The organism is Microbulbifer sp. ABF4_148, from assembly GCF_056158985.1.
Window position 1 is genome coordinate 2,553,519 of sequence record NZ_JBSWUI010000001.1, and the last position, 24,414, is coordinate 2,577,932.

Sequence of the window (24,414 nt, forward strand, 5' to 3'; positions counted from 1 at the left end):
GTGGTCTTGCGAGAAATGGATATTCGAAAGCCTGGTTTTGTTTACATTCCAGACGGTGTGCATACTGGACGAGACACAGATTCTCAGCCAAAAACAATTGTTATTTTTGGCGTTCCAAGAGGCGGTACTACGATGGTGGCCGGGGTCGCCAGGCGAGTCGGGGTAGATATCGGTGAAAATTTGCCGATTAATTTGGAGGATCCGGTATTTTCATCCGCTCCGCTTTCTGAAATCAAAAATGAAATTGAAAGAAGGAATCGGTTAAAGAAGACCTGGGGTTGGAAGTTTCCTCGTGCAGCGTCATATTTGGGCGAGGTGATGGAACAACTAAGAAACCCACACTACATCATTGTATGGCGCGATGTCTTGGCAAATACTGCCCGGATGGTGCGTCAGGGAAAGCCGGTTTGTGATGCTTTGGAGCACGCACATCGTATCCAATCAAAAAACATTCAATTATTGGCTCAATTGAATGGACCATGTTTACTCGTTTCCTATGAAAAATCACTGCTGGATCCAATATCTTTGGCTAGACAGATCTCAGAGTTTTCCGGAAAAAATGAAGAGTATGATGAAGAATCGCTGGTGGAGTTTGCATCTCCTGGTGAATACAAAGTTGAAGCATGAGTGTTAATCGAGCATAGTTTGCGCCAGGGCAGATTTTAGGCTTATGTCCACTCTTGATCTCGAATTCACTGAATTGAATATATTTTTGTGTGACTTATCTATACGTTTGAAGCCCGGCCATCGATACCTGTCTAGATGGCAAAGGAAAGGTAATAAAAATGATAAAGTGTTCTTGCCAAATCCAATACTTTACGATGGCGAGATGATAATTTTCAGACCTTTCTTAGTATAAATTTTTGCTTGGAATATGGTTGTAAAAATTACCCTGGGATGTTTTTTCGCTGGTATAGAACAAGAATTTAGATTTTCTGAGATCGAATTAGTCTGGTATCTAGTGAGCCGGATGTTTTTGCTAAAGCTATCGAGTGATGCCATTTAAACGAATACAGGGAAGTCGTGATGGGAGTTTTTGAGCGTGCAGTCCGCCGTATTATCGGGGCGTCCAACCCTGAGGCGCCACGAGGAAAGCGGGCGAAGGCAAAGATCGCAATAATCCAATTTGAATCAGTGCACGAAGAGGTGATTCCATCTGTTGCCAGGGCCCTGCAAAGATGCGGTGTTGACTACGAGATTTATGTCAATGCAAACGTCTGTTTACGTCGAGGAGATTTGCTTGGGGGAATCCCAGAGACCAAGGGAAGGGTCCACTATCCAGATATAAACACAAGAAAAGACTGGGATAATCTGCTCGCTGTTGTAAAGCGCGAGAACTATGATGCACTTTTCCTGAATACTTTTCAGCGCGAAGGTGTCGCAAATTGGGCCGAAAGAGCTAATTTGCCGATCCTGGGAATTGTACATAATCCAAAAATGTTCATGGCGCAACCCAAGTGTGTCTCTCTTTTGGCGTCGGGGCAGGCTTCGGTATTTTCTCTTGCGCCGCATGTCAGTGAATGGATGAGATCGCACTCACGAAAGTTATTCGCGAAAGTGGGCACTTTGTCCCACAACTTTTGGAGCTTGCAGTCGGTCCAAAAACCTGCGTGCGGTCAGGGTGGTACTCGTCGGATAGTAATTCCGGGCTCGGTCAACTTTGCAAGTCGTGACTATATATCGGTAGTACGGTCGCTTCCAGGACTGATTGAGCAAGCCGAAGAGTCATTGGAGATTGGCATAGTAGGTGGTGGGCCTGACAGAGATCGATTGGAAGGACTTGTCGAAGAGTTGAACTGTGCAAATCATGTCCGGTTTGCTTCGATAGACCCGGCTACGGGCTTTGTTGATAACTCTACCTATTTCTCAGCATTGGGGCGCGCCGACTTTATATTGCCGATGCTTCCAGAGAAGCGTGTTGATTATCGGACCTTCAAGCTCACTTCCGCGGTGCCTACTTCAGTTGGTTTCTGTATACCAGCTATTTTGGATGATTGGACCGAGAGGGTGTACGAGGCGCCTTGTGTTAGCTATGAGCGAGGAGAATTTCTGCGCGGACTAAAGCATGCGGCGTTAATGAGTAGGGTGGATGTAAATGCGCTTGAAGAGAAGTTATCTGACTTCCGTGATAATTTAGAGACCAGATGCTTTACAGAAATGAAGAAAGGACTCGAGCAGGTTTCAATTATTTAGGTTAGTAATTGGACCTTCCTGTCTAAATGTGGGACGACATTGAGTTGTGGATTTTACGATGCTGAGCATCCACACGTAGAGTTCGGTGCTGATTTTTAATCTCTGGTGTGATCGTAAAGTCAGTTTAGTCAACGTCTGTCTCAAAAGTATGTCGGTGCTCTAGCCGAGAGAGCTTCGCTATTGCGGTAATCGTACCCCCTTTGGGGCTTCGTCTGGCTGCCTTAGCTTAAGGTGGTTGCTGAATTGGGAGAGAAAATGAAAACTGCAGTCGTAACTGGTGTAACAGGGCAGGACGGTGCGTATCTTACCCAACTGCTACTTGAGAAAGGGTATCGAGTTTTTGGCGCATATCGCAGAACAAGCTCAACAAATTTTTGGCGCCTTGACGAACTGGGTGTTACAGCGGACGAGAATCTTAATCTTGTTGAGTATGATCTAACGGATTTAAGTGCAAGTATCCGTCTAATGGAGATGTCAGGCGCAGATGAAGTCTACAATCTTGCCGCCCAAAGTTTTGTTGGTGTCTCTTTTGATCAACCTATAACGACAACACAGATTACTGGATTGGGCGCCTTGACGCTGCTGGAGGCGGTTCGTATCGTGCGTCCTGATGCTAGATTCTACCAAGCATCGACATCGGAAATGTTCGGAAAGGTCCAGGCTGTCCCTCAGTCGGAGTCTACCCCTTTTTATCCTAGGAGCCCATATGGTGTCGCTAAGCTATTCGCGCACTGGGCGACAATAAATTATCGTGAGTCCTACGGCATATTCGCAAGTAGTGGGATTCTCTTCAATCATGAATCCCCTCTGCGTGGTCGAGAATTTGTTACGCGGAAAATCACAGATGCTGTCGCTAGGATTAGTCTTGGCAAGCAGGGCTGTTTGGAACTGGGGAACTTGTCTGCAGAACGAGACTGGGGATATGCACGGGAATATGTCGAGGGCATGTGGAAGATGCTTCAAGTAGATGATGCAGATACCTATGTTCTCTCTACAGGTAGAATGGAAACGGTTCGTCATTTCGCAGAACTCGCATTCTTGGCCGTTGATATTCAAATCGAATGGGATGGCACCGGTGACAGTGAGGTTGGATATTGTGCCTCGTCTGGTCGACAATTAGTTCGGGTGAATCCAAAGTACTTCCGTCCTGCCGAGGTCGACCTTTTAGTCGGTAACGCTGCCAAGGCCAGAGATCACCTCGGTTGGGAAGCTGAAACATCGTTGGAGTCACTCTGCAAGATGATGGTTGAGTCAGATCTAAGGCGAGTAAAGGAAGGGGCATCGTACTGATGCGTACTGTTCCCAGAGTTCTCATTACCGGATGTGACGGGTTTACTGGCCGTTATCTTGTCGAGGAATTTGAAAAAGAGGGTTATTCTGTAGCCGGTATTTCCCGTCGAGTTTCCTTCGGTTATGCGGGGGCAGGGAAGGGAGTCGGCCTCGAGAATTTGAAAGATATGCAGCGCGCTGTAGAAGTTATACAGCCGGATATTGTGGTTCATTTAGCGGCGATATCATTCGTTCCTCATGGAAACGTTGATGAAATTTATACGACAAATGTTATAGGGACTCGGAATTTACTCGAAGCAATTTCTTCTGTTGGCATCCAGCCAAGCTCCGTAGTCATCCCTAGTAGCGCTGCCGTTTATGGCGGGAATGATGGTGGGCCGATCGGAGAGGATGCGCCGATATGTCCCCTGAACGATTATGCAGTGAGTAAAGTTGCAATGGAGTATATAGCCCGCATCTGGATGGACAAGCTTCCGATCACTTTGGTAAGGCCCTTTAACTACATTGGCATTGGTCAGAGCGCAAATTTTGTAGTTCCCAAGATCGTATCGCATTATCGCGAATCCGAATCTCAAATTGAGCTTGGAAATTTGGATGTCTATCGAGATTTTAGTGATGTCAGGGATATCGTGCGGGCATATGTGGAAATATCTCGCGGAAAATGTGCGGGAAGAACATACAATTTATGTTCCGGGAAGGCATACTCGCTGCGCGATGTACTTCAGATAATGAAAGAAATTTCTGGGGCCGCAATTAAGGTAAACGTCAATCAGCGTTTCGTTCGTAAAAATGATGCTTCACGGCTGGTCGGTAGCCAGGAAAAGCTACGGAATGAATTGGGTGTTGGTATGGACACCCCTCTGAGAGATACACTGAGATGGATGTATACAAGTTCAGCATGTCATGCTTCACAAGTTGATAATTACCAGGAAGGTAAAATAATATGAGTGATGTTGATTCGAAAGCTAATCAGATTGCAGCAAGCTATACCTTTCTATCGCGGTTTCTGGATAGTGCGTCTGTAAATGCCGGTATTGAACCTGGCGAGTTGGGTCGTCGCGTGAAGAGTACGTTCCATGGATTTTGCAAGCTGATCGAGCCAGAAATTTCACTAGAAATTGGTGCGTTTGAGGCAGGGTTCAGTCGTCGAGTGAAATCGATGAACCCATCGTGCCGTGCGATAGCATTCGAAGCGAACCCATTTGTCTATGAGCGCTTTCGGGAAGAAGTTGTTGCTGCAGGTGTTGAGTATCTGAATTGCTGTGTTGCACATACATCTGGGAAGATCACGCTGAACGTGCCAACTGATTATCGAAATTCACCACGTGGATTGGATAACCAGATGGCAAGTCTGCATAAGAACCTCAATACGCGTAATCATCAGGAGGTTGAGATTGATGCGGTCCGCATTGATGATATATTTGATGCCGAAGTGCCTTCTAAGCTGGTTGCGTGGATAGACGTTGAGGGCGCCTGTGAGCAGGTATTGAGAGGTAGTCAAAAGGTATTGGAAAAGGCTGCCGCTGTGTATATTGAGGTGGAGAGTAGCCCTATTTGGGATGGTCAGTGGCTCGACCACGATGTGGCCAAGTTTTTTATCGACTTGGGATTTGTGATGGTTATGAAGGATAAGCAGCGTCCGCAGCAATTTAACCTGGTTTTTGTAAACCAAGAGATTGCGATGATGCCTCAGATTGCGCGTCGCGCTGCACGTGTACTTCAGCCGAGTGAGGCTGTCGTAACGGCCGACATTGGTTCGAGTGGCTGAGTCGGGGGTTGCACAAGAAACATCCTGGGGCTTCCGTTGTGATCATTAATAGGATTGCCAAGATAGAGTGCCAGATTTTCCAGAAATACAGCGACCTTTCATGATTTTCTGTTTTCTGAATTGATCGTTTGCGTCCCTTTATCCTTGGTCGGGTTGTCGCTTTCGAAGTATGAAGCTTTATTCGACCAAGGATGGTAGATTAAGAGTAGTAGATTTCTGGTAAGTCAAAACCAAGTCGTTTTAGTTTTTCTATCTCCGGTCGCACTACGTTTCCTAGCCGTTCTCTCAATTCCGATTCCAATTTCAGGTTTAGTGATGGATTAGATTTCTTACTCGTATCAACATGATCATATTCAAAATGCTCAATCTCCAAGAAATCTTCAACCTCACGTACAGTAGAATCAAAATCCTCAATAAAATGCTCGAATGGAATGACCTTGAGCTGGTCTGGTGACAGATTATTTTGGAGGTGTTGTACGATGTCTCCGTATCTACTGTGGCAGGAAATTCCAGTTGCACTAAGAATTTTTTCTAGTTGAGCGAGATTAAAGCTTTCAAGCTCGTGACGCCGACCGGATTGAATTAGATCAAACTTGATATGGGACCATAATCTCGAGACTGGTTCTCTCAGGATGTATATTACTCGTAGTTTTGAGGTGCTTCTCTTTACATGGTCCCATCCACTTGATGGCAGCATTGAATGATAATTACTAAAGTCGCATGCATATCTGTCGCCCACCTCCGAAAAAATGCTATTGAACCAATTGTCGTCGATTGGTGACGTTAGATACTTGTCTGAATACCATTTTACGATCTCTCTGAGAGCATCAGCATCATTTAGTTTGGAATACCGATTATGCATTACCATCGATAGACGATGCCTGCGGAACTCGTGCGAGAGGATGGCGCCTTTCCTCGAGAGCCCGCTAGATAGTCCGTTGAGAAGTGTTTTTGATGTTGGTCTTTGAAGTTGCTTGGAAAGTCCATTAGCATGGGCAAAAAAGTGAAGCTCTTTCTCAGGCGTGAAATACAGGGCAGGGTGGCGACGGAATACATTGTATAAGAAAGTCGTTCCAGCTTTCATCGCACCTACTGATAGAAATAGCTTTGGGACTGTCATGCCGGCACCTCGTCATCTGCTTTCGTTCTGATTGGGATCAAGGAGGCGAGCATTTGATCTAGCTCTTCTGCCTGGTCACTAATAGTTGAAATATGCTCAATGGATTTTACGTGCGGAACGCCGTTTTCGAAAATTGATCTGAGAGCTTCCCTCAGGTATCTATGGTCAAGCGTCATTGGGATTACTGTCGAATTTTCCCCTTCGATACAATCCTCTGCAAGGCCGCCTGCGTCACTGGTGATTGTCCACACGCCTCGTAACATTGCCTCGCGGACGGTTAAACCAAAGCTCTCTCTCCATTGTGAGGGGAATAGCAGTACGTCAATCTTTGAAAAAAAATCGTCTATGGTCTTTTGGTTATAGGGGGGTAAGAATGTTACTTTTCCCGGTACTTGCCAGGTGGGGTCGTGTTTCCAGGAGCTATTTCGAGTAGCTCCTGCATCAACGATCATGAGTTCGTAATTTGTATGTGGCAGGGAGTTTAGCGCACTTTGAATGACATCAGCCCCTTTGATCGGTCCCGGGCCTCCAACAAAGCCAAGTCGCACTGGGTTGTCGCGCTGATCCTGTCGTGAATAAAGTGGCCCCGGTGGAGTGACTCCATTCTTATTTACCACGCACTTTTCATCTGAAAGCCCATTCCTGATGTGAAGGTCTCTATGAAACCGGCTCGGAAAAAGTATTAGATCCGAGTGGTTCAACGCTTTCAGAAGAGTTTTTTGTCTATCACGGGTAACCTGAATGTCATCGACACAGTGACGGCAAATGTCAAGGTCAATTATTCGTTGGTCGCAGTAGCGTCCCTTATTGTTGATCATGAACTGTCGCTCACACAACCACCAGCAGTCATGTACAGTCGTAACTAGGGGTATTTTTCTGCGTTTTACACTTTCCAGGCATGCCCCCCCCATATTTTGTAGGCAATGCATATGAACAATATCGGGCTGTACCAGATCGAGGATTTTGCTAAAGACTCTATTGAATCGCTCATTGTTCCAATTGTCCGTTGACCCGAAGTGGGAGTCTGGCACCTTTATGCCAATAACATCTATCCCTAAGGTTGTGTATCTACGAATACAATAGTCGGCAATTGCGGGGTCATCTATTGACGTGACAACAATGACGTCCCAGTTATGTCGACTTTTTAATTCTAAAGCCATGTTTTCGGCGACGATTGTGGCGCCTCCAAAAGAGGTAGGCGAAAAAAACACATTTCCGACCAGAACTCGGCGCCTGTTATGTTCAGTCATTTAGTATCACCTTTATATCCTTGGCGACGAGGTTGCTGATGGCTCGAGTAGTCAATGTTCGGGATACAAACTCTTTAGCATTCTTTGCCAAGTATGCACGATCTTCGGAGGAGTGAATCAATAATTCAAAGTTACTGATCCAATCATCTTTGTCTCGAGCAAGGAGTGCATTCTGTTTGTGATCGATTAGATTGCTAAAATCGCCAATGTCAGTGGCGATAGTAGGGACGCCAACCAGTGCTGCCTCCATAAAGCGGATTGCGCTTTTGCATTCGTTGAAATCGTCAGCAACGAGGGGGATGATGTTTATATCTGCGCGGCTTAGATTCTGTATGTAGTCAGTGTATTCAGTAAATGGAATAGATGTTATCCTGTCGGAAAATTCTCTCAGTGATTCCGGGAGCTCCAAGTAGCCAATAATCGAGAGTTCTATATTCTGATGTCGACTGAATATCTCTTTCAAGCTGTGAGCGATCGTTCTGAAGTCCGCTTCATGGGCACGGGATCCTGAAGCATAAGCAATAGTGATTTTTTCGTTTGGCTCTGCAGTCTCTATCCTATCTCTTGCAATTCTATCTCGGCACTCGGCGGCGCGCGTAGTTTCCTTATCGATGGCATTGCGCCAGAGATAGACTGGTATGCCGGTAAGCGTGTCAATTTCTTCGATGAGCCGGGGTGTACTGACGATAGCCAAATCGCAGTCCTTCAATGCGCTGAGGTATCGTTCGGTCGAGTTCAGAAGTTCTTGCTGTTCATGTTTCTCAAGGAACTTCAGGTTAATATTATTTTCATATATAGATCGAGAAAATATCGGGTCGTCAATGTCATATGCTGTGATGATGTTAAGTCTTTGGCATTCTTGTAAATAAGATTGGAAAATTTCGTTGTTTTGCAGGCGATAGAAAATAACAATTGATGCCGTCTGAATTAGTTCCATGGCCCTGGGTATATCGCGCCAGTGGCTATAATTTGACTGTATTGCTATCTCGTCAAGTGCTTCGAGTTTCTGTATAACACGATATTTTCGACACTGGGGAAGCTCTAAGTCCGCGATAATCGCGACTGAAGTTGTTCTGAATAGATGGTGGGCTGGTCGGGAGGCGCGCTCTATGCGTGCAGTATCTGGTAAGCGCCTAAATAATGATAGATACAGACTTTGCGACTGCTGCATTACTTTAAGACTTGCGCCTCGAAGCAGTATCTTCAATTTGTGTTTAACTTTAAAAAGTATTGCCCAAGCTAAACGGCGACCACCGTTGTTGTGGTAATAGACTTTTAGTCGTATAAACAAGCGTGTTGGCCGAGCGATTATTGAGTTCACGAATTGTTTCTACCTTGAGGCCAGGTTAAACCAGCATTTCTTCGGCGGAGCCCTCTGCAACAAGCTTCCCTTGTTCCAGTTGAATAACTTTGTTACATACTTTTTTAAGGAGATTATGGTTGTGGGAGGCAAGAACGATGATGCCAGCCTTGTTGGCTAGGTTCTCCATCCGCTCTTTAGCTTTGTCTTGAAACGCGGGGTCTCCGGCACCAATCCATTCGTCCATCAGAAGGATTTCAGGATCCAGGCAAGTTGCCACGGAAAAGGCCAGCCTTGCTGCCATCCCCTGGCTGTATGACTTGAGTGGCATATCGATGAACGTACCGAGCTCACTAAACTCGATGATCTCGTCCATTCGTTCTTCAATCTGTGATGGAGTCCATCCGTTGATCAGGCCTCTTAGGAAGATATTGCGCCGGCCAGTAGCTTCTTTACGAAAACCGAGGTTAATACTAAAAAGAGCGTCAACTCTGCCGTTGATCGATAGATCACCATGCGTCGGCTCGTAGATTCCATAAAGTACTTTGAGTAGAGTTGTCTTTCCCGCGCCGTTACTGCCGGTGATACCGAGCCGATCTCCTGCATTGAGTTCAAAGCTGATACCATCTAAAGCCTTTACTTTTCCTGAACGTCCATTTGCGCTGATTTTGCCATCAGAACTAGAGAAGATCTTCCGCGATTTTGGCGCAAGGCTGATCTTCTGACGGAATCGGTAGGAGAGGCTAATGTTTCTAGCGATAATAGAAGTCGTCACAATACAAATATGACCTTTTTACGAAAGGTGCCGAGTAGTAGTAAGGCTAATATCCAAAAACTGATTGAAAAAAGGCTGCAAATCCCAAAAGCGAAGAGTGGGATTTCTCCATCTAGAACAGGAATTCGGACCATTTCAATGAAGTAAGTAAAGGGGTTCCAGTCATAAAGCATTCTACGTGCACCACTACTGTTGTCAGGGTGCCAAAAGATAGGAGTTACAAACATTCCGATTCTCATGATGTTGCTCACGATATATTGAGAATCGGGAAAGTAAGCCCCAAGGAATGCGATTGTTATTACAACAGCCGGGGCGGTGAGAAGCACGATCATGATGCCCGGAAGCGCGGCGAAAGCGCCGGAGCTGATACCCGTATTGCTAATAATCAGGATAGAAATACAGCCGACTAGGGTAAAGCCCATTCTAATTATCGACTGCATCAGTAACCTGAGGGCGTATACGAAGATGGGCAATGTGGTTCCCTTTAGAAAACCCTCTTCGCGTGTAAACAGGGTGGCACTCAGTGAGATAATCTCACTAATGAAAAACCAGACAAATAGTCCAAGGGCGATGTAGGCCGGGTAGTTTGGAATACCCTGGCCTCGTTGAAAAATGACAATAAACGTAAAAGCGAAGGCTAGGTAATTAATCAGTAGCCAGAGAGGACCAAGAGATGTTCGCTTATGTTGGTCGCTGATATCTTCGCTGGCGAGCGCTATCCATACGCTGCGAAGTCGGAGGGCTGAGTGAATGTCTGCCCAGGCGCTTTGTAAAATCCTAATCATTCAGCTTTCTTCCTTACAAAGCGAATTCTTGATAAGCCACTTTGCGCTGATGCTGCTTGCGGACGTTTTTCAGGCCGGATGTTGCTGCCGAAAAGTGTTTGAATAAAACGAAATCGACTGGCTTAACCCCTTGTTTCCTAAAAATTTTCGCAAATTTCTGTCCCCAATTCTGGCCAATTTTCCATCCGCGTGCAAGCTGGCGCCTAATTTGCCGCTTGCGTCGTCTGGCAGCACATTTTGAACACTTTGTGCTAGTCATTCGTTGAAAGTGCCTGTTTGCCTTTCTTTTGGGAGTGGGTATGCGTACATGTGGTATTTGGCAGCTAGCTCTACCTTTCGGCTTGACGAGAGAGCAGGAAGTTTCGCCAGAAAGTAGGTCAGATTTGTGCGTTGGCGCACATTTCTACAGTGAGGTCGGTGGGGTATCAAAATGCACTGGATAGACTTTCCAGTGACTTGCCGGGTTTTTTTGGTCGAATTGAGTTGGCACGAACGATCGAGACTACTAGGAGAGAGGTGGTAGATTCATGAAAGTAAGGATAGTAATTTCCGCTCTAAAAATTTCATCACCGACTCCCAAGCCGAAGGGCGTGTGCCCTCACAAATTTGTAATCAACTTAGGGGGTTGCAATCTTCAATCGTGGGCATGATCCGCGAATGCCATCACGCAGTCCAAGCCATATCATTGGCAGCGCTTGTCGCCGCTCACCAGAGGACAGTAGGCAAAACACTGCCATCCCGAGAAGCCGTACGCAATCTGCGGATATCCACTTCAGTGGTGCATGAGCTTTGCGAGCGAGAAGCAGGCTATTGCGAAATGTGTAGTAGTAGCGGAACGGTTTATGGCGTGGTAATGATCTCCATCGGCCAAGCCATACTCTAAACACTTCTTCGCCCAGAGTATGTTGCATATCAGCAGTGGTGACACCAAAAATCCGATACTGTCTTGCCTTTGCCCTTAGAAACCAGTCGGTATCAATATGATCGATGAAAAAATCAGGGTTCATAGGGCCAACGTCGCGAAGCGCATCTGCCGAAAATAGCGTGCCGGACGAGATTAAAAAGTCAGTCTCAACGTAGGGCTGGCGCTCGACTTCAGCAGCGGGAACTCTCCCCAAATAGAACCAATGACATCGGACAAACGGGCTAGGGACGTTGTGCCCCTTCAAGTGATATCGTGGTCCAACTGCTGCGGCCTGGTGAGACTGCTCTAATTTGGTCAAAGAAATAGAAAGCTCATGTACGGACTCACTTGAGAGAACGCTGTCCTGATCCAGTATTAGTACCTGTTTTGCCCCGGCGGAAAGGGCACGTTCTATACCCGCATTCTGTGCCGTGCCGACGCCCTGATTGCTCGTTAGCTTTATGAGACTTGTATTTCTGGAGTTTTTGGCAAGCGAGTCGAGCTGAAGGTGCTCAGGAGAATCGTTATCGATTATCCATGTATGTTCAACTGAATCACCAAGTGCGCCGAGTGATTCTCGCAGCAGGCGCATTTCGGGGTGATAAGTGACTATGACTGCGTGAATTGACATTCCGATATACAACCTACTGGTTCTTAGACAAACAGGTCGGGTAACGAGCCATCACGTGTATGGCTGGTATCTTTCGGGGTTCTGACAATTGGATTTTTTACCAATCTCTGTACCAAGAAATCCAATTTTCTCGATTGTTGGCTTTCACGGCCTGGCGAGTATAGCGATTGATTTATTGCCGCAATGAGTTTGTGAAGTTCTTCGATATCAAGCTTCTCAGCGATTTCTGGAAGGCTCAGCCCGGCCAAATCGGCGCGTTCACAGGAAAGCCAGATTATGAGGGCTTGACGCAAAGAAGCTGTGTCACCATCCCGAGCGCATCGCAGTAGCTGTTGTTGAGCTTCGTCAGCCCCTGTTGGTCGTGCTGAGCGAGAACGAGTTGGTTTTCGAACGGAATCGCGGAAGCGTAAATGCAGAAAGTACAGAAGCCACAGGAGATTTGCGACGAGCGCAACAATAGCAATATTGCGCCATGTCCGGGCGTCGCTTGAAACGTTTACCGATTCAGAAAGTTCATTGTTTGCCTCATTCGGAGCAGAAGGGTCTGTGGCTGGCGTTCCAGCTACTGAAAACCGAAAAGCCGGTAGTTGGGTTACACGCTGTCGTCCGGACTTGGTATCCCACCAGCTTATGGTGATAGGGGGCAGCTGATAGTCGCCGGGCTTCGTGGCGACGATTGCGGTGGTCTCGATACGGCTGCCGGTAATGCCGGTATTGCTTTGTTGGTCTTCCTGTTGCGGCTGGTCCGGGTAGGTTTTCAGGCCCTCGACCTCAATCGGGGGCAGGGGGGGCAATTGCGCGGCGCGGAGGCCTTCTGCGCGCAACGTGATGATTCGGGTGATGGGTTCTCCAACCCGGAAGTTCTCTGGATCCTGGCTCCAGGTTTGGACGATGCCCAGGCTTGCGGCTGGCAGCCAGTGCTCTCCACTATATGATTCTGGCTTCGGCTTTACTGTGACCGTCTCACTTTGTGATCGTAACCGCAAACGTTGGGTATTGCGATTGAATAGGGAGAAGGGGTCCCTGCGGCCTGCGACGGCGACGTATCTGAGCTCGGGAATAGTGAGCTCTCCGGAGCTCTCTGGAAATACCGCATAGGCGATTTCGTAGACAGCGTGGGCGACGCCATTGATTCGCCTCTCGTATCGCTGTTCGTCAATTTTTTCGACATGCGCTCCGGGGATTTGAAGTGCCTCTGTCGAGATGTCATGTAGTCCGATCACCGTATAGAGTCGAACACGGACGATCAGTTGTTCCTGCACAAAGACTTCCGCTTTGTCCAGATCAACTTCCAGAAACGCCTGTCGGTCATTTCTGTTCGGGCCCGCGCCGGCCGCCGACACCGTAATAGGGATTGCATCAGATACTTCGCTGTAGAGATGAAGCGACGGGATAAACAGCTGGCCTTCACGTTTTGGAGCCAGGGTTAACGACCATTCGATGAATGTCTCTGCTCGGCCATTGATCACGCGGTATTGGTTGGATTGTTGGCGAGACAGGATATCGAAGTCTTGCTCCAGTAATTCGAAATCTGGCTGCTGTCCGCTCTCATTGCCGGAATATCTGAGCCGCAGGTTCAGGGTCTCGTCGATACCAATTTGGTTACGGTCAACGGATGCGGTTAGCTCTGATGCTTGTGCCAAGCAGGGAAGCGACACCAGCAAGATCGCGAATATACACCGTATTGAAGTGGTCAATGTCCTGGAGATGTCAGTCAAAATACACACTGCTGTCTTTACCATCTTCTTGTGGCTCCATTCTCCGGTGGCTCCCATTCGCCGCGATGGTATTCCCTTCGGCGCTGGAGGCTTTCGTATTTGAACTTCTCACGCATCAAGCCTGCTGGATCATCAGGAATTTGACGTAGCCATTGATCCAGCGCTTGCTGGGTCTCGGGATCGAGCTCCTGATTTTGGGCCTCCGCTGTTGCATTTTGGCCCTGCTGACCTTCTTCATTCCCTGGCTCCTGACGCTCGCCATCAGAAGGTTGATTATCTTGTTCGTCCGACGCGTCGCTCTGGTCCTGATTATTTTGTTCGGACCCATCTTCCCCGGGATTTTGTTGGCCGCCTTGTGGCTGTCCGGACTGGTCGGAATCGCTGTTTTCTTCTCCGCTCTCGCTATCCTGCTGTCCGCCTGAAGATTGCTGCTGTTCGGAACTGGAGTCTTGCGGTTGTTGTTCTTGTTGTTGAGAGCCGCCACCTTGCTGTTGTTGGCGTTTCCTCAGCTTTTCAGCAATTTCGCGATTGTGACGTGCATCGTCAAAGTCTGGCGCCTGCTCCAGGGCCGCATCATAAGCCGCTATGGCTTCCTCATAGCGTTGTTGCTGGACCAGACTGTTACCGAGGTTGTACTGGCTGTCTGGCGCCGTGTCCTGGGAAAAGGCCTTGCCCGCTGCATCAAATTTGCCAGCGCGGAACTCTGCAGTGCCGCGCCACTGAGGATCCTGAAACAACTTGGCTGCCTCGTCTGCTTCGCCTTCTTCGAGCAGTCGTTTCGCCTGTTGGTCCTTGCGCAACCAGAGGTCACTCCATGTATCGGCGCTGGCAGGTGGCGTTGTCGCCAGACCGGCGGTCAAGAGCAGGGCGGGGCTGAGTATTGCAGCGAGCGTTCCGCGACGAAATAGCAGCGCCGCAAAGGGGAGTAACAGAAGGATGAGTAGGGGTCCCTCTTCGTACCATTGGTCGAATTCGCGCTCCGTGAGAGAAGCCTGTTCGGGGGCATTGTTCTCGGATAGGAGGTACTCGATATCTGAGTCATTGACCGAGATCTGTGCGTAGCGTCCACCGCTTCTGTCCGCGAGTTTGCGCAGAGCCGGTGCATCGAATCCGGCAATGATAATGGCTCCGGTGTCATCGGTGATAAAACCTCCACCATTACCCCGTGGAATAGGGCTTCCTTCGCCACTGCCAACTGCTAAGACGGAGAGATTGATGCCCTGCGGAGAGACCAGTTTTGCTACCGTCCCCAGGGCGGCATCGTCAATACCATCGGTTACCGCCAGCAGTTGGCCGCGGCCGTTGGCGCCATCTTGAAGCAATTGAATCCCCTGTTCGACGGCCATTTCAATGTTGCTGCCCGGTACCGGCATGATCCGTGGTGACAGGGCCGGTACCAGGTTTGCGATGGTTGCGGTGTCTTCGGTCAGTGGGGTGACGACGTAGGCTTCCCCCGCATAGGCGACGAGGGCGGTGAGGCCATCCTGGCGCAGGCGCAATATATCGAGGATCTTCAGCCGAGCGCGCGTCAGTCGATCTGGCGAAAGGTCCGTGGCCATCATCGAGGGAGAAAGATCCAGCAGTATGACAAGGGCGTCCTGATTGCTGTACACCGGTGTGGGCAGCTTGCGCCATGCGGGGCCGGACAGGGCGAGAATCAGGGAAGCGAGAACCAGAAAAATCCCGGCGAACATGAGAGGGCGGCGCTCGCCGCCTTTCATCAGGAGATGCGGCAGTAAGCCGGGGTCGATAAACCGCTCTAGTTGTCCGCGATGAAAGACGGTATGTGCGAGTCCCCAGCACAGTAGCGCTGCGGGTAGCAGCAGCCAGAGAAGTTCAGGCCTGAGAAAGTGCAGATCTTGAAGGCTGGCAGTGGTCATCCGGTTTGCTCCCCGCGCTCGCGGCTGCCGAAATGACGGGAGAACTTTGTGTGGCTGTGTGTTCCCCGGTTTGGCTTTGCTTCAGTTCGCAGCGCCATCAGCAAAGGGATCAGGCCCCACAGCAACGTAATGAGTAAGGCTGCGCCGAGGGGCCAAATAAAGAGCGCCTTGAGCGGGCGATATACGGCGGCATCCTGTTCGACGGGTTCGAGGCGGTCCAATTCTTCGTAGATTTCTGCAAGCTCTTGCGGGTCCCGTGCACGAAAATACTTGCCCCCGGTTTCGTCGGCGATTGCCTGCAGTGTCTCACTGTCCAAATCCCTGGAAGGATTGATCCTGCGGGAGCCGAAACGACTGCCAAGCAAGCCTGGCTGCACCATCTCATCGGCTCCGATCCCCACGGTATACACCGTTACACCTGCTTGCCTGGCCAGCTCCGCTGCTTTCAAAGGAGAGACCTCTCCGGCAGTATTCGCACCATCGGTGAGGAGTATCAGTACGCGTTGTTCGGCAGGGCGCTGTGTCAGCCGTTTGACGGCGAGTCCGATAGCGTCGCCGATGGCGGTGCCCTGGCCGGCAAATCCGATCTGTGCCTCGCGCAGTAGCGTGCCGACAGTTTCCCTGTCAAAGGTCAGGGGGGCTTGCAGATACGCCCGGGTGCCAAAAAGCACCAACCCTAACCGATCCCCTTCCCGACGCTCGACAAAGTCTCCCACAACGCCCTTGACGGCATCGATCCGCATGGCTGGGCGCCCGTTCAATAGCATATCCGGGGTTTCCATGCTCCCTGAAATATCCACCGCTACGAGAAGGTCCCGGGCACTACTGGTTTGACTGATTGGCTCGCCGTACCACTGTGGTCGCGCTGCGGCCGCCACCAGCAATGACCACAGTAGCCAGAGCATCAGCAGATTGAGACCGTTCGCAGGTGTCTGATTCTTGCGTTGTTGCAAGTCCGTGTAAAAGGGCACTTTGAGGGCGTTGGTCAACGGTTTGGCGCGCGGGAGGATCGACCGCACCACGAGGGGTAGTGGCAGCAGCAAAAATACCCAGGAGTGCGCAAACTCAAACACTGGCCACCTCCCTTGCACCTGTTGGTATTGTGCGCGGGGCTGTATCGTGGTGTGCGACCCAGGAGAGGGCATATTCCCTGAAGGCGCTGGCTGTCTCAGGGGCTACGGGCTGTCCGCTATAAAGATGATGGATCACCTGATTGCTTATCTCTGGGGACAAAAAGCGGTTTCCGTCACTGGTTTTGTCGAGGAATTCGAGCCAACGTGTACCGGTGAGCTCCGCGCAGGCCGGTCGACCGAAACTGACGATGGCGACCCGCTTCAACAGGACATTAATGTCCTGCAGCGCAATTGGACTGGTCAAATCCAGTTCCCGCAGCAGGCGGCTCGCTTCGACACGGTAGGCGCGTTGGCGAACAAGCTGGCGATGGCGGCGCCACCACAGATACAGTCCAACAAATAGCACGATCAGCAGGGCGGCAAGTATCCACCAGCCCGGTGCCGGGGGCCACCAGTGCACCGGTATTGGCTCATGGATATCACGGAGCTGCGCCAGCAACTCCTGGGCTTCTGGATCAGCGGGAAGAGGGGTTGGCGCAGGTGGGGCACTTTGCAGATTCAGTATTCTGGGCATCATGCGGGCCGATTCTCCACGGCTGAAGTGGATCTTTCGGCTTCCCGTCCGTTGAAGTACGACAGCAGAGCCGGGACGAGTGGGGCGCTGTTGTCGAAGTCGAGCAACCGCAGCCGGTGCCGCCGGCAGAGACGTTCGGTATTTTCCCGCCGTTGTTGCTGGCGCTCTTCAAAGCGGGCCCTCGAGAGCCGGTCGCCAGCCCCCAGATAGGTGCGGCTGCGTCCATCGGACACGGTCAGCGCACTGGCGGGAAGCTGATGCTCCAGCGGGTCAGTCACGCGCAGTACCTGCATGTCCGCGTGCCGCGTCAGCAGGTACAAAGATTGATCGCAGGTTTCGTCAAAATCGTGGCAGTCGCTGATCAGGAATACCGCACTTCCGGGACGAACGACACGGCGGGCCTCTTCGAGGAGCTGTGAAATGGGCTGGATACTCTGCGTCGGTGTAGGAGAGTTCAGCTGCCCACAAAGGTCCACCATGCCATGAATCATTGACAGCACGGAGTGATGACTTCTGCGTGGGCGGACGGTCTGAATCTTCTGGTCTGCAAATAGGAGGGCGCCAATCCGGTCGCTATGCTGCAGCCCCGCCCAGCCGAGCGCCGCCGCGACGCCGCTGGCCATCACGGACTTGAATGCCTGCTGACTGCCAAAGAACATGGGCGAGCGGAGGTCGACCAGGATGACGATGGGGCGTTCTCGCTCTTCCTGATAGAGCTTGGTGTGGGTTTTTCCTGTTCGTGCAGTTACCCGCCAATCGATGGAGCGGACGTCATCACCGGGCTGGTAGTTGCGCACTTCAGCGAAATTCATGCCGCGACCGCGATAGCGCGTGAGCAGGTTGCCCGCCTGATCACTCTGGGCGAGCCGCGGTTTGAACAGGGAGAGCTGGCGAGAGAGATAGCGCAGCCGTACCAGGTCCTCTACCGCCGGATAGGCCCCAGAGGGGCTGAGCTCTGTGAGATTGGGCGACTGACGCATCAGATGGCCGGCACCTGTTGTAAGAGGCGCCGAATCACATGGTCGGTACTGATACCCGCAGCTTCTGCTTCGAAGCTCAACAACAAGCGGTGTCGCAATATGTCGGGCGCCACATTCATAACGTCATCGGGTGTTACAAAGTCTCGGCCCTCGAGCCAGGCGCGTGCCCGGGCGCACCGGTCAAGCCCGATCGTCGCCCGTGGGCTGGCGCCAAAATCAATCCAGGAGGCCAGTTCTCCGTCGTACTTTTCGGGCTCTCTTGTCGCCACGATCAGCTGCACGATATAGGTTTCCACCGCCTCGACCATTTGCATATCAAGGATCGCCTGGCGCGCGTCAAAAATCACCTTTTGCGGAATCACGTCGCTAGGGTGATTTTCGCCAAGACTAGCCTCGGATCTGGCCAATCTCAGGATTTCTGCTTCCGCCACAGCATCGGGATAGGCAAGATTCACCTGCATGAGAAACCTATCCAATTGGGCCTCTGGCAAGGGATAGGTGCCTTCCTGTTCGATGGGGTTTTGTGTTGCCATCACCAAAAACAATTCCGGAAGCGGATAAGTTTTTCTGCCAACACTGACCTGTCGCTCGGCCATGGCCTCCAGTAACGCAGACTGGACCTTGGCGGGCGCGCGGTTGATTTCATCCGCCAGAATCAGGTTGTGGAATACGGGCCCAGGCTGAAAATGGAACTCTCCGGTTTCCGGTCTGTAGATATCGGTGCCGGTCACATCCGCCGGGAGCAGATCCGGCGTAAATTGGACGCGATGGAAATCACCCTCAACTGCCTCGCCCAATGTTTTAATCGCTTTGGTCTTAGCGAGGCCTGGTGCACCCTCCACCAAAAGGTGGCCATCCGCCAGCAGCGCAATGAGGATTCGATTGACCAGGGCCTCCTGCCCGATGATTTGTTTTTCCAGCCAATCTCCCAGGCCGGTGATGCGCTCCCTGATTGTCTGCGTCGATTCCATAGTGTCTCTTCTGATTTAGCGAATTCTGTCCCCGGACCAGGGGGCTGCTATCTATCATCTTCTTTATATATAGCTTCTGCCCGGGCATGCCGGGGAGAGGATGATTTTACCGGCACTCGGGTCTGTGGCAACTACCGCGACCCAGTAGACAACGGTTGGCAGGAAAAAGTTCGCGAGAATGGTGTGTGAAAATTGTACAGTCGGGGTCTTGGCCCGGGCATAAAAGGGTGTTTCCGCTACGTATGCGTGGGACACGAATAAAAAGGTATTGGAGGTAAGTAAGTGGCGATGGCGACGGTGATAACCGACAGCCGCGATGAGTTGCTGGAACAGGTCAGTAAACTGGCGAGCGAACGCCTCGGAGATGATGCCGAAACCGTCATCTCCTTCGCGGAACAGTTTCTCAGGCAATATCCTATTGAGGACTTTGCCGGCCGCCGGGTGTCTGACGTTTACGGATGCATTTACAGCTGGTGGCTGTTTATTCAACAGCGTCCAGGTAATGGACCCAAGATTCGTGTGTTTAACCCAAGCCTGCAGGAAGACGGTTGGGAGTGTTCGCATACGGTCGTTGGTGTCCTGCAAAGGGATATGCCGTTTCTGGTCGATTCCGCAAGGATGGAGATTAATCGTCGGGATACCGTCATTCACTCCATCAAAAGCACGGTAATGCAGCTCCGTCGCGACAAAGACGGTCAATTACTGGAACTCCTCCCCCGGCTCCGGTTTGGCGAGGAACGGCATCCCGGGGCCTCTGAAGAGGCGCTGGTTTACATCGAAATCAACCTTGACACTTCCCTGGATCATGCGGCGGACCTGGGTGAGAGCCTGAGGGATGTTCTCGGCGACGTCGAACTGGTGGTCGACGACTACCTGCCGATGCTTGATACCTGCAGTGCCCTGGAAGATCAGCTCCATGGTCCGGCGCACCCCAAAGATCCCGTACTTGAAGAGGCATGTTCGTTCCTGCAGTGGATGCGCGACGGGAACTTTACCTTTTTGGGATACCGAGAGTATGAGTTTGATCGAGAGGACGGAGACCGCGTCCTGCGGGAGCTGCCCAATCGTCGTCTCGGCATCTTCAAAAGGCTGGAAGAGCCCGCGGAGGCGATGCCAGAGTCTGAGTTCAACGAGGGTAAGCAGCGATTTTTCCAAGGGCCGAATTATGTGGCGTTCGCCAAATCTTCGGTGAAGTCCCGAGTGCATCGGGCGGCTTACTCCGATTATGTGACGGTCAAGCGATTTGGCGCTGATGGCGAGGTGATCGGAGAGGGCGCCATAATGGGCCTGTACACCTCTTCAGTGTATACCGAGAGCTCTGTCAAGATTCCCATCGTCCGGCGCAAGCTCGCGGGCATTCTGGAAGCCTGTGGTCTTTCTGCGCACAGCCATGATGGCAAAGCACTGCGACGTATCCTCGATACGTTTCCCCGCGACGAGCTGTTTCAGGGCAGCACCCAGGAATTGCTGGAAACCAGCATGGGTGTGTTGAGTATGAACGAGCGGGCGCGCATTCGTTTGTTTATGCGTCGCGATCCTTTTGGCAAATTCGTTACTGCGACGGTGTACGTGCCGCGGGAGTCGTTTAGCAGCAGTGTGCGTGAGTTGATCTGCGATCACATTGCCAAGGCGATTCATGCGCAGGAATCCGAATTTACCACCTATTTTTCTGAATCCATTCTCGCCCGGGTGCACTTTGTATTCCGGGTGTCACCGGAAGATCCCGTTGACTTTGATGTAGCGCTACTGGAGGCGCAAATCGTGGATATTACCCGTTCTTGGGAAGATGTTTTTCAAAAATCCCTGATAGAAACCCATGGAGAGGAAGAGGGTAATCGCCTCTTTAGTGTTTATGGGCGTGCGTTTCCCGCAGGTTATCGAGAGGACTTCGAGCCGCGTATCGCTGTTCAGGATATCGCTGCGATTGAGGGGTTGTCGTCGGAAAACCGGGTGGCGATGAGCTTCTATCAGCCGCTCGGCGCTGCGCCCGGCATCCTGCGCTTCAAGGTATTTAACTGGGGCGGTGGATTGCCGCTTTCCGATGTGATTCCAGTGCTGGAGCATCTGGGATTGCGCGTGATGGGAGAGTTCCCGTATACCATCCGTCCCAAGGCCATCGGCGATGTGTGGATGCACGAATTTTATCTGGAATTCGGCCTGCCAACCCGGGTGGACGCGCAAGCTTCCCGCGGGCTGTTTCAGGATGCATTCGCGGCAATATGGAGTGGTGCCGCAGAAAGTGACGCCTTTAATCGGCTGGTGCTGGCCGCACGTCTTAACTGGCGCGAGGTGGCGATGTTACGTGCTTATGCCCGTTACCTCAAGCAAACCAAGTTCAGCGCGAGCCAACCCTATATTGCCGGCACGCTCGCAAAGCATGTGGAAATCACCCGAAATCTGGTTGCCTTGTTCCGCGCAATGTTTGATCCGCGTATCAACAACAATAGCGAGCAGGATCAGGTTCGAATCGAGCGCCTTGTCAAGAAGATTCATGAGGGCCTGGATGGTGTTGATAACCTGAATGAAGATCAGGTACTCAGGCGTTATCTCGATTTGATTCTTGCGACTCTGCGGACCAACGCCTTCCAGACAACCGCGCTGGATCAGGCCAAGGATTATGTCTCGATCAAATTCAATCCGCGTGCCATTCCGAATATTCCAGAGCCGCGTCCGGAATTTGAAATCTTTGTGTACTCGCCCCGCGTCGAGGGGGTCCATCTCCGCGGAGGCAAGGTCGCCCGCGGCGGGCTGCGTTGGTCTGATCGACTGGAAGACTTCCGCACGGAAGTGTTGGGCTTGGTGAAGGCCCAGAATGTAAAAAATGCGGTGATTGTTCCCAGTGGTGCCAAGGGGGGCTTTGTGGTTCGTCGGCCGCCAAAAGAGGCCAGTCGCGAAGCGTTGCTGGAAGAGGGCATTGCCTGCTACAAGACGTTTATCCGGGGCCTGCTCGACATCACTGACAACCTGAAAGATGGCGAGATCGTACCGCCTGAACAGGTAGTGCGGCGGGATGATGATGATCCTTACCTTGTTGTGGCGGCCGACAAGGGCACCGCAACATTCTCTGATATCGCCAATAGCATCGCGGCGGAGTATGACTTCTGGCTGGGAGATGCCTTCGCCTCTGGTGGCAGCCAGGGGTACGATCACAAGAAGATGGGGATCACCGCCCGGGGCGCCTGGGTGTCCGTACAGCGGCATTTCCGCGAGATGGGCGTGGATGTCCAGACGGAGGACTTTTCGGTCATTGGCATCGGTGACATGGGCGGTGATGTGTTCGGTAACGGGATGCTGTTATCGGAGCATATTTGCCTGAAAGCGGCCTTCAATCACCTGCATATCTTTGTCGACCCGAACCCTGATGCCACCACCAGCTTTCAGGAGCGCCAGCGGCTGTTTGAGATGCCGCGTTCCAGTTGGGCGGATTACAATGCCGAGCTGATTTCGCGCGGTGGCGGGGTATTTGATCGCAGCGCAAAGTCCATTCAGATCTCTCCGGAAATGAAAGAGGCTTTTGCCATTGAAGAGGATCGTCTGAATCCCATTGAGTTGATCAGCGCATTACTGAAAGCCCCTGTCGACCTGATCTGGAACGGTGGTATTGGGACCTACGTGAAGGCCTCCCAGGAGTCCCACAACGAGGTTGGCGACAAGGCCAATGATAACTTGCGCGTGGACGGCAAAGAGCTGCGTGCAAAAGTCTTTGGCGAGGGTGGTAACCTGGGGATGACCCAGCGTGGCCGTATCGAGTTTTCGTTGAATGGTGGTCGCTGCAACACCGACTTTATCGACAACGCCGGCGGTGTCGATTGCTCGGACCACGAGGTCAATATCAAAATCCTCCTGAATAAAGTGGTCGCCAATGGAGACCTCACCGACAAGCAGCGCAACCAGATGCTGGAGGAAATGACCGAGTCAGTGTCTGATCTCGTATTGCACAACAATTACGATCAGACGGGCGCTTTGAGTGTTGCTGAGTTTCAGGTGAGCGGTCGAATCGATGAGTATCGTCGCACCATCAATGCGCTCGAGAACGAGGGGCGTCTGAGGCGCGGTCTCGAATTTATCCCTGATAACGAACAAATCACAGAGCGTCAGAACCTGCAGCAATATCTGACGCGCCCTGAGCTTTCGGTTTTGATTTCGTACGTTAAGGTGAAATTGAAAGAAGAGCTGCTGAGTGCGCCGATTACCGAGCATCCCAGAGTCATGCGATCGGTCGAGTCAGCATTTCCCGCTGCGCTCGTCGCGCGCTACCGCGACCTGGTATATGACCATCCCCTACGCAGCCAGATAGTCGCTACCCAGGTGGCGAACGAGCTGGTCAACAATATGGGGATTACCTTCTATCACCGCATTACTGGCGCGACCGGAGCCGATATCAATACGGTGGCGGCCGCGTATATCAGTGCTCGGGACGTGTATCGGATGGACGAGTTCCAGCAGGTCATTGCGCAGCTGGACTATAAGGTGCCCGCTGAACTGCAGCTTAAGCTCGTTAGCGCGATGATTGGCCGGGTACGTCGGGCCACACGTTGGTTTATTCGCAATCGTCGTCACGATCTCGATGGTGATGGCGGAGAGGTCTCCTATCGTGAGTCGGTGCAGCGTGTGATCAGCGCGCTACCAGAAGTGTTGAGTGGCGAGCCCCTGCACGAGTGGCAGGAGCGGCACGAGACCTTGCTGGAGGCCGGCGTGCCGGATTCTGTGGCGATGTTGGCAGCATCACCGTCTTACCTGTACTCGGCGTTGGGTATTTCAGAGTCGGCACGCGTCAGTGGTCGCCCTGTGGAGCAGGTCGCCGAGACCTATTTCCGCCTGGCAGACATGCTCGATCTCCACTGGTTCGGCAATCAGATCATTGACCTGCCGGTCGACAGTTTCTGGCAGGCCCAGGCCAGGGAAACCAGCATGGATGACCTCGACAGCCAGTTGAGTAGCCTTGCGGTACATATTTTGCGGCTTGCCGGCGATGCCGAGCTCGATGTAGATAGCGCGATGGCACGTTGGGGCGCTATCATGGCGCCCGCGATTCAGCGGTGGAGTAGTTTGCTGGCTGAGCTGCGTGCGGCGCCCGCGGGCGATTTCGCCATGTTCACCGTAGCCTTGCGAGAGCTGATGTATCTGGCCAACGCTACAGCGGACCAGCCAAGCCTGTTGCAAGAGGTTGCCGACGAGTCCTAATGAGCTAACACAGTTTCC

18 protein-coding genes are annotated in these 24,414 nt (G+C 51.5%); 6 read left to right on the forward strand and 12 right to left on the reverse strand.

The features are described 5' to 3' along the window. Positions 1 to 15: 15 nt before the first annotated feature. The 5 genes from ACXAD0_RS11245 to ACXAD0_RS11265 all read left to right on the forward strand — a co-directional run bounded on the left by ACXAD0_RS11245 (position 16) and on the right by ACXAD0_RS11265 (position 5,251). Positions 16 to 627 (forward strand): hypothetical protein, encoded by a 612-nt coding sequence (locus ACXAD0_RS11245; protein WP_475088489.1) that lies wholly within the window; start codon positions 16 to 18, stop codon positions 625 to 627. A gap of 399 nt (positions 628 to 1,026) precedes the next feature. Next, complete coding sequence (locus ACXAD0_RS11250) at positions 1,027 to 2,193, forward strand: glycosyltransferase family protein (protein ID WP_475088490.1); 1,167 nt, start codon at positions 1,027 to 1,029, stop codon at positions 2,191 to 2,193. 255 nt (positions 2,194 to 2,448) lie between these two features. Next, positions 2,449 to 3,483 carry a GDP-mannose 4,6-dehydratase gene (gene gmd / locus ACXAD0_RS11255; protein ID WP_475088491.1) on the forward strand — a complete coding sequence of 345 codons (1,035 nt, stop codon included), beginning with the start codon at positions 2,449 to 2,451 and terminating at the stop codon, positions 3,481 to 3,483. Beyond that, positions 3,483 to 4,430: a GDP-mannose 4,6-dehydratase gene (locus ACXAD0_RS11260; protein ID WP_475088492.1), complete on the forward strand. Its 948-nt coding sequence runs from the start codon at positions 3,483 to 3,485 to the stop codon at positions 4,428 to 4,430. The genes gmd and ACXAD0_RS11260 overlap by 1 nt, the downstream gene beginning before the upstream one ends. Further along, entirely contained in the window at positions 4,427 to 5,251 is an 825-nt protein-coding gene (locus tag ACXAD0_RS11265; protein WP_475088493.1) for an FkbM family methyltransferase, read from the forward strand. Before ACXAD0_RS11260 ends, ACXAD0_RS11265 begins: the two co-directional genes overlap by 4 nt. A 199-nt stretch (positions 5,252 to 5,450) precedes the next feature. Here ACXAD0_RS11265 and ACXAD0_RS11270 read toward each other — a convergent pair whose 3' ends face one another. The 12 genes from ACXAD0_RS11270 to ACXAD0_RS11325 form a co-directional block, all read right to left on the reverse strand. Further along, positions 5,451 to 6,371 carry a sulfotransferase gene (locus tag ACXAD0_RS11270; RefSeq protein WP_475088494.1) on the reverse strand — a complete coding sequence of 307 codons (921 nt, stop codon included), beginning with the start codon at positions 6,369 to 6,371 and terminating at the stop codon, positions 5,451 to 5,453. After that, the gene (locus ACXAD0_RS11275; protein ID WP_475088495.1) at positions 6,368 to 7,621 is read right to left on the reverse strand and encodes a glycosyltransferase family 4 protein; all 1,254 of its coding nucleotides are present in this window, start codon (positions 7,619 to 7,621) and stop codon (positions 6,368 to 6,370) included. Before ACXAD0_RS11275 ends, ACXAD0_RS11270 begins: the two co-directional genes overlap by 4 nt. Beyond that, positions 7,614 to 8,942 (reverse strand): glycosyltransferase, encoded by a 1,329-nt coding sequence (locus ACXAD0_RS11280; protein ID WP_475088496.1) that lies wholly within the window; start codon positions 8,940 to 8,942, stop codon positions 7,614 to 7,616. Before ACXAD0_RS11280 ends, ACXAD0_RS11275 begins: the two co-directional genes overlap by 8 nt. A 25-nt stretch (positions 8,943 to 8,967) precedes the next feature. Further along, positions 8,968 to 9,696, reverse strand: a complete 729-nt coding sequence (locus tag ACXAD0_RS11285; protein ID WP_475088497.1) for an ABC transporter ATP-binding protein — start codon at positions 9,694 to 9,696, stop codon at positions 8,968 to 8,970. Further along, positions 9,693 to 10,481 (reverse strand): ABC transporter permease, encoded by a 789-nt coding sequence (locus ACXAD0_RS11290; protein WP_475088498.1) that lies wholly within the window; start codon positions 10,479 to 10,481, stop codon positions 9,693 to 9,695. The genes ACXAD0_RS11285 and ACXAD0_RS11290 overlap by 4 nt, the downstream gene beginning before the upstream one ends. A gap of 617 nt (positions 10,482 to 11,098) precedes the next feature. Beyond that, a complete protein-coding gene (locus ACXAD0_RS11295) occupies positions 11,099 to 12,016 on the reverse strand; it encodes a glycosyltransferase family 2 protein (protein ID WP_475088499.1) in 918 nt (305 codons plus the stop codon). A gap of 23 nt (positions 12,017 to 12,039) precedes the next feature. After that, positions 12,040 to 13,659, reverse strand: coding sequence for a BatD family protein (locus tag ACXAD0_RS11300; RefSeq protein ID WP_475088500.1), 1,620 nt, complete (start codon positions 13,657 to 13,659; stop codon positions 12,040 to 12,042). 92 nt (positions 13,660 to 13,751) lie between these two features. After that, positions 13,752 to 15,614 carry a VWA domain-containing protein gene (locus ACXAD0_RS11305; RefSeq protein WP_475088501.1) on the reverse strand — a complete coding sequence of 621 codons (1,863 nt, stop codon included), beginning with the start codon at positions 15,612 to 15,614 and terminating at the stop codon, positions 13,752 to 13,754. Continuing rightward, positions 15,611 to 16,687: a vWA domain-containing protein gene (locus tag ACXAD0_RS11310; RefSeq protein ID WP_475088502.1), complete on the reverse strand. Its 1,077-nt coding sequence runs from the start codon at positions 16,685 to 16,687 to the stop codon at positions 15,611 to 15,613. Before ACXAD0_RS11310 ends, ACXAD0_RS11305 begins: the two co-directional genes overlap by 4 nt. Continuing rightward, complete coding sequence (locus ACXAD0_RS11315; RefSeq protein WP_475088503.1) at positions 16,680 to 17,264, reverse strand: DUF4381 domain-containing protein; 585 nt, start codon at positions 17,262 to 17,264, stop codon at positions 16,680 to 16,682. Before ACXAD0_RS11315 ends, ACXAD0_RS11310 begins: the two co-directional genes overlap by 8 nt. Continuing rightward, positions 17,261 to 18,241: a DUF58 domain-containing protein gene (locus ACXAD0_RS11320; protein WP_475088504.1), complete on the reverse strand. Its 981-nt coding sequence runs from the start codon at positions 18,239 to 18,241 to the stop codon at positions 17,261 to 17,263. The genes ACXAD0_RS11315 and ACXAD0_RS11320 overlap by 4 nt, the downstream gene beginning before the upstream one ends. Next, the gene (locus tag ACXAD0_RS11325; RefSeq protein ID WP_475088505.1) at positions 18,241 to 19,212 is read right to left on the reverse strand and encodes an AAA family ATPase; all 972 of its coding nucleotides are present in this window, start codon (positions 19,210 to 19,212) and stop codon (positions 18,241 to 18,243) included. The genes ACXAD0_RS11320 and ACXAD0_RS11325 overlap by 1 nt, the downstream gene beginning before the upstream one ends. 288 nt (positions 19,213 to 19,500) lie before the next feature. On the opposite strand from ACXAD0_RS11325, the gene ACXAD0_RS11330 reads away from it, so the two are divergent. After that, positions 19,501 to 24,396, forward strand: a complete 4,896-nt coding sequence (locus ACXAD0_RS11330) for an NAD-glutamate dehydrogenase (protein ID WP_475088506.1) — start codon at positions 19,501 to 19,503, stop codon at positions 24,394 to 24,396. Positions 24,397 to 24,414: the final 18 nt, after the last annotated feature.

Coding starts and splice junctions, on each gene's coding strand:
- ACXAD0_RS11275 (WP_475088495.1), bottom strand. CDS start 7,621: ATGACTGAACATAACAGGCGCCGAGTTCTGGTCGGAAATGTGTTTTTT.
- ACXAD0_RS11270 (WP_475088494.1), bottom strand. CDS start 6,371: ATGACAGTCCCAAAGCTATTTCTATCAGTAGGTGCGATGAAAGCTGGA.
- ACXAD0_RS11320 (WP_475088504.1), bottom strand. CDS start 18,241: ATGCGTCAGTCGCCCAATCTCACAGAGCTCAGCCCCTCTGGGGCCTAT.
- ACXAD0_RS11260 (WP_475088492.1), top strand. CDS start 3,483: ATGCGTACTGTTCCCAGAGTTCTCATTACCGGATGTGACGGGTTTACT.
- ACXAD0_RS11315 (WP_475088503.1), bottom strand. CDS start 17,264: ATGATGCCCAGAATACTGAATCTGCAAAGTGCCCCACCTGCGCCAACC.
- ACXAD0_RS11250 (WP_475088490.1), top strand. CDS start 1,027: ATGGGAGTTTTTGAGCGTGCAGTCCGCCGTATTATCGGGGCGTCCAAC.
- ACXAD0_RS11290 (WP_475088498.1), bottom strand. CDS start 10,481: ATGATTAGGATTTTACAAAGCGCCTGGGCAGACATTCACTCAGCCCTC.
- ACXAD0_RS11295 (WP_475088499.1), bottom strand. CDS start 12,016: ATGTCAATTCACGCAGTCATAGTCACTTATCACCCCGAAATGCGCCTG.
- ACXAD0_RS11325 (WP_475088505.1), bottom strand. CDS start 19,212: ATGGAATCGACGCAGACAATCAGGGAGCGCATCACCGGCCTGGGAGAT.
- ACXAD0_RS11245 (WP_475088489.1), top strand. CDS start 16: ATGGATATTCGAAAGCCTGGTTTTGTTTACATTCCAGACGGTGTGCAT.
- ACXAD0_RS11265 (WP_475088493.1), top strand. CDS start 4,427: ATGAGTGATGTTGATTCGAAAGCTAATCAGATTGCAGCAAGCTATACC.
- gmd (WP_475088491.1), top strand. CDS start 2,449: ATGAAAACTGCAGTCGTAACTGGTGTAACAGGGCAGGACGGTGCGTAT.
- ACXAD0_RS11305 (WP_475088501.1), bottom strand. CDS start 15,614: ATGACCACTGCCAGCCTTCAAGATCTGCACTTTCTCAGGCCTGAACTT.
- ACXAD0_RS11330 (WP_475088506.1), top strand. CDS start 19,501: ATGGCGACGGTGATAACCGACAGCCGCGATGAGTTGCTGGAACAGGTC.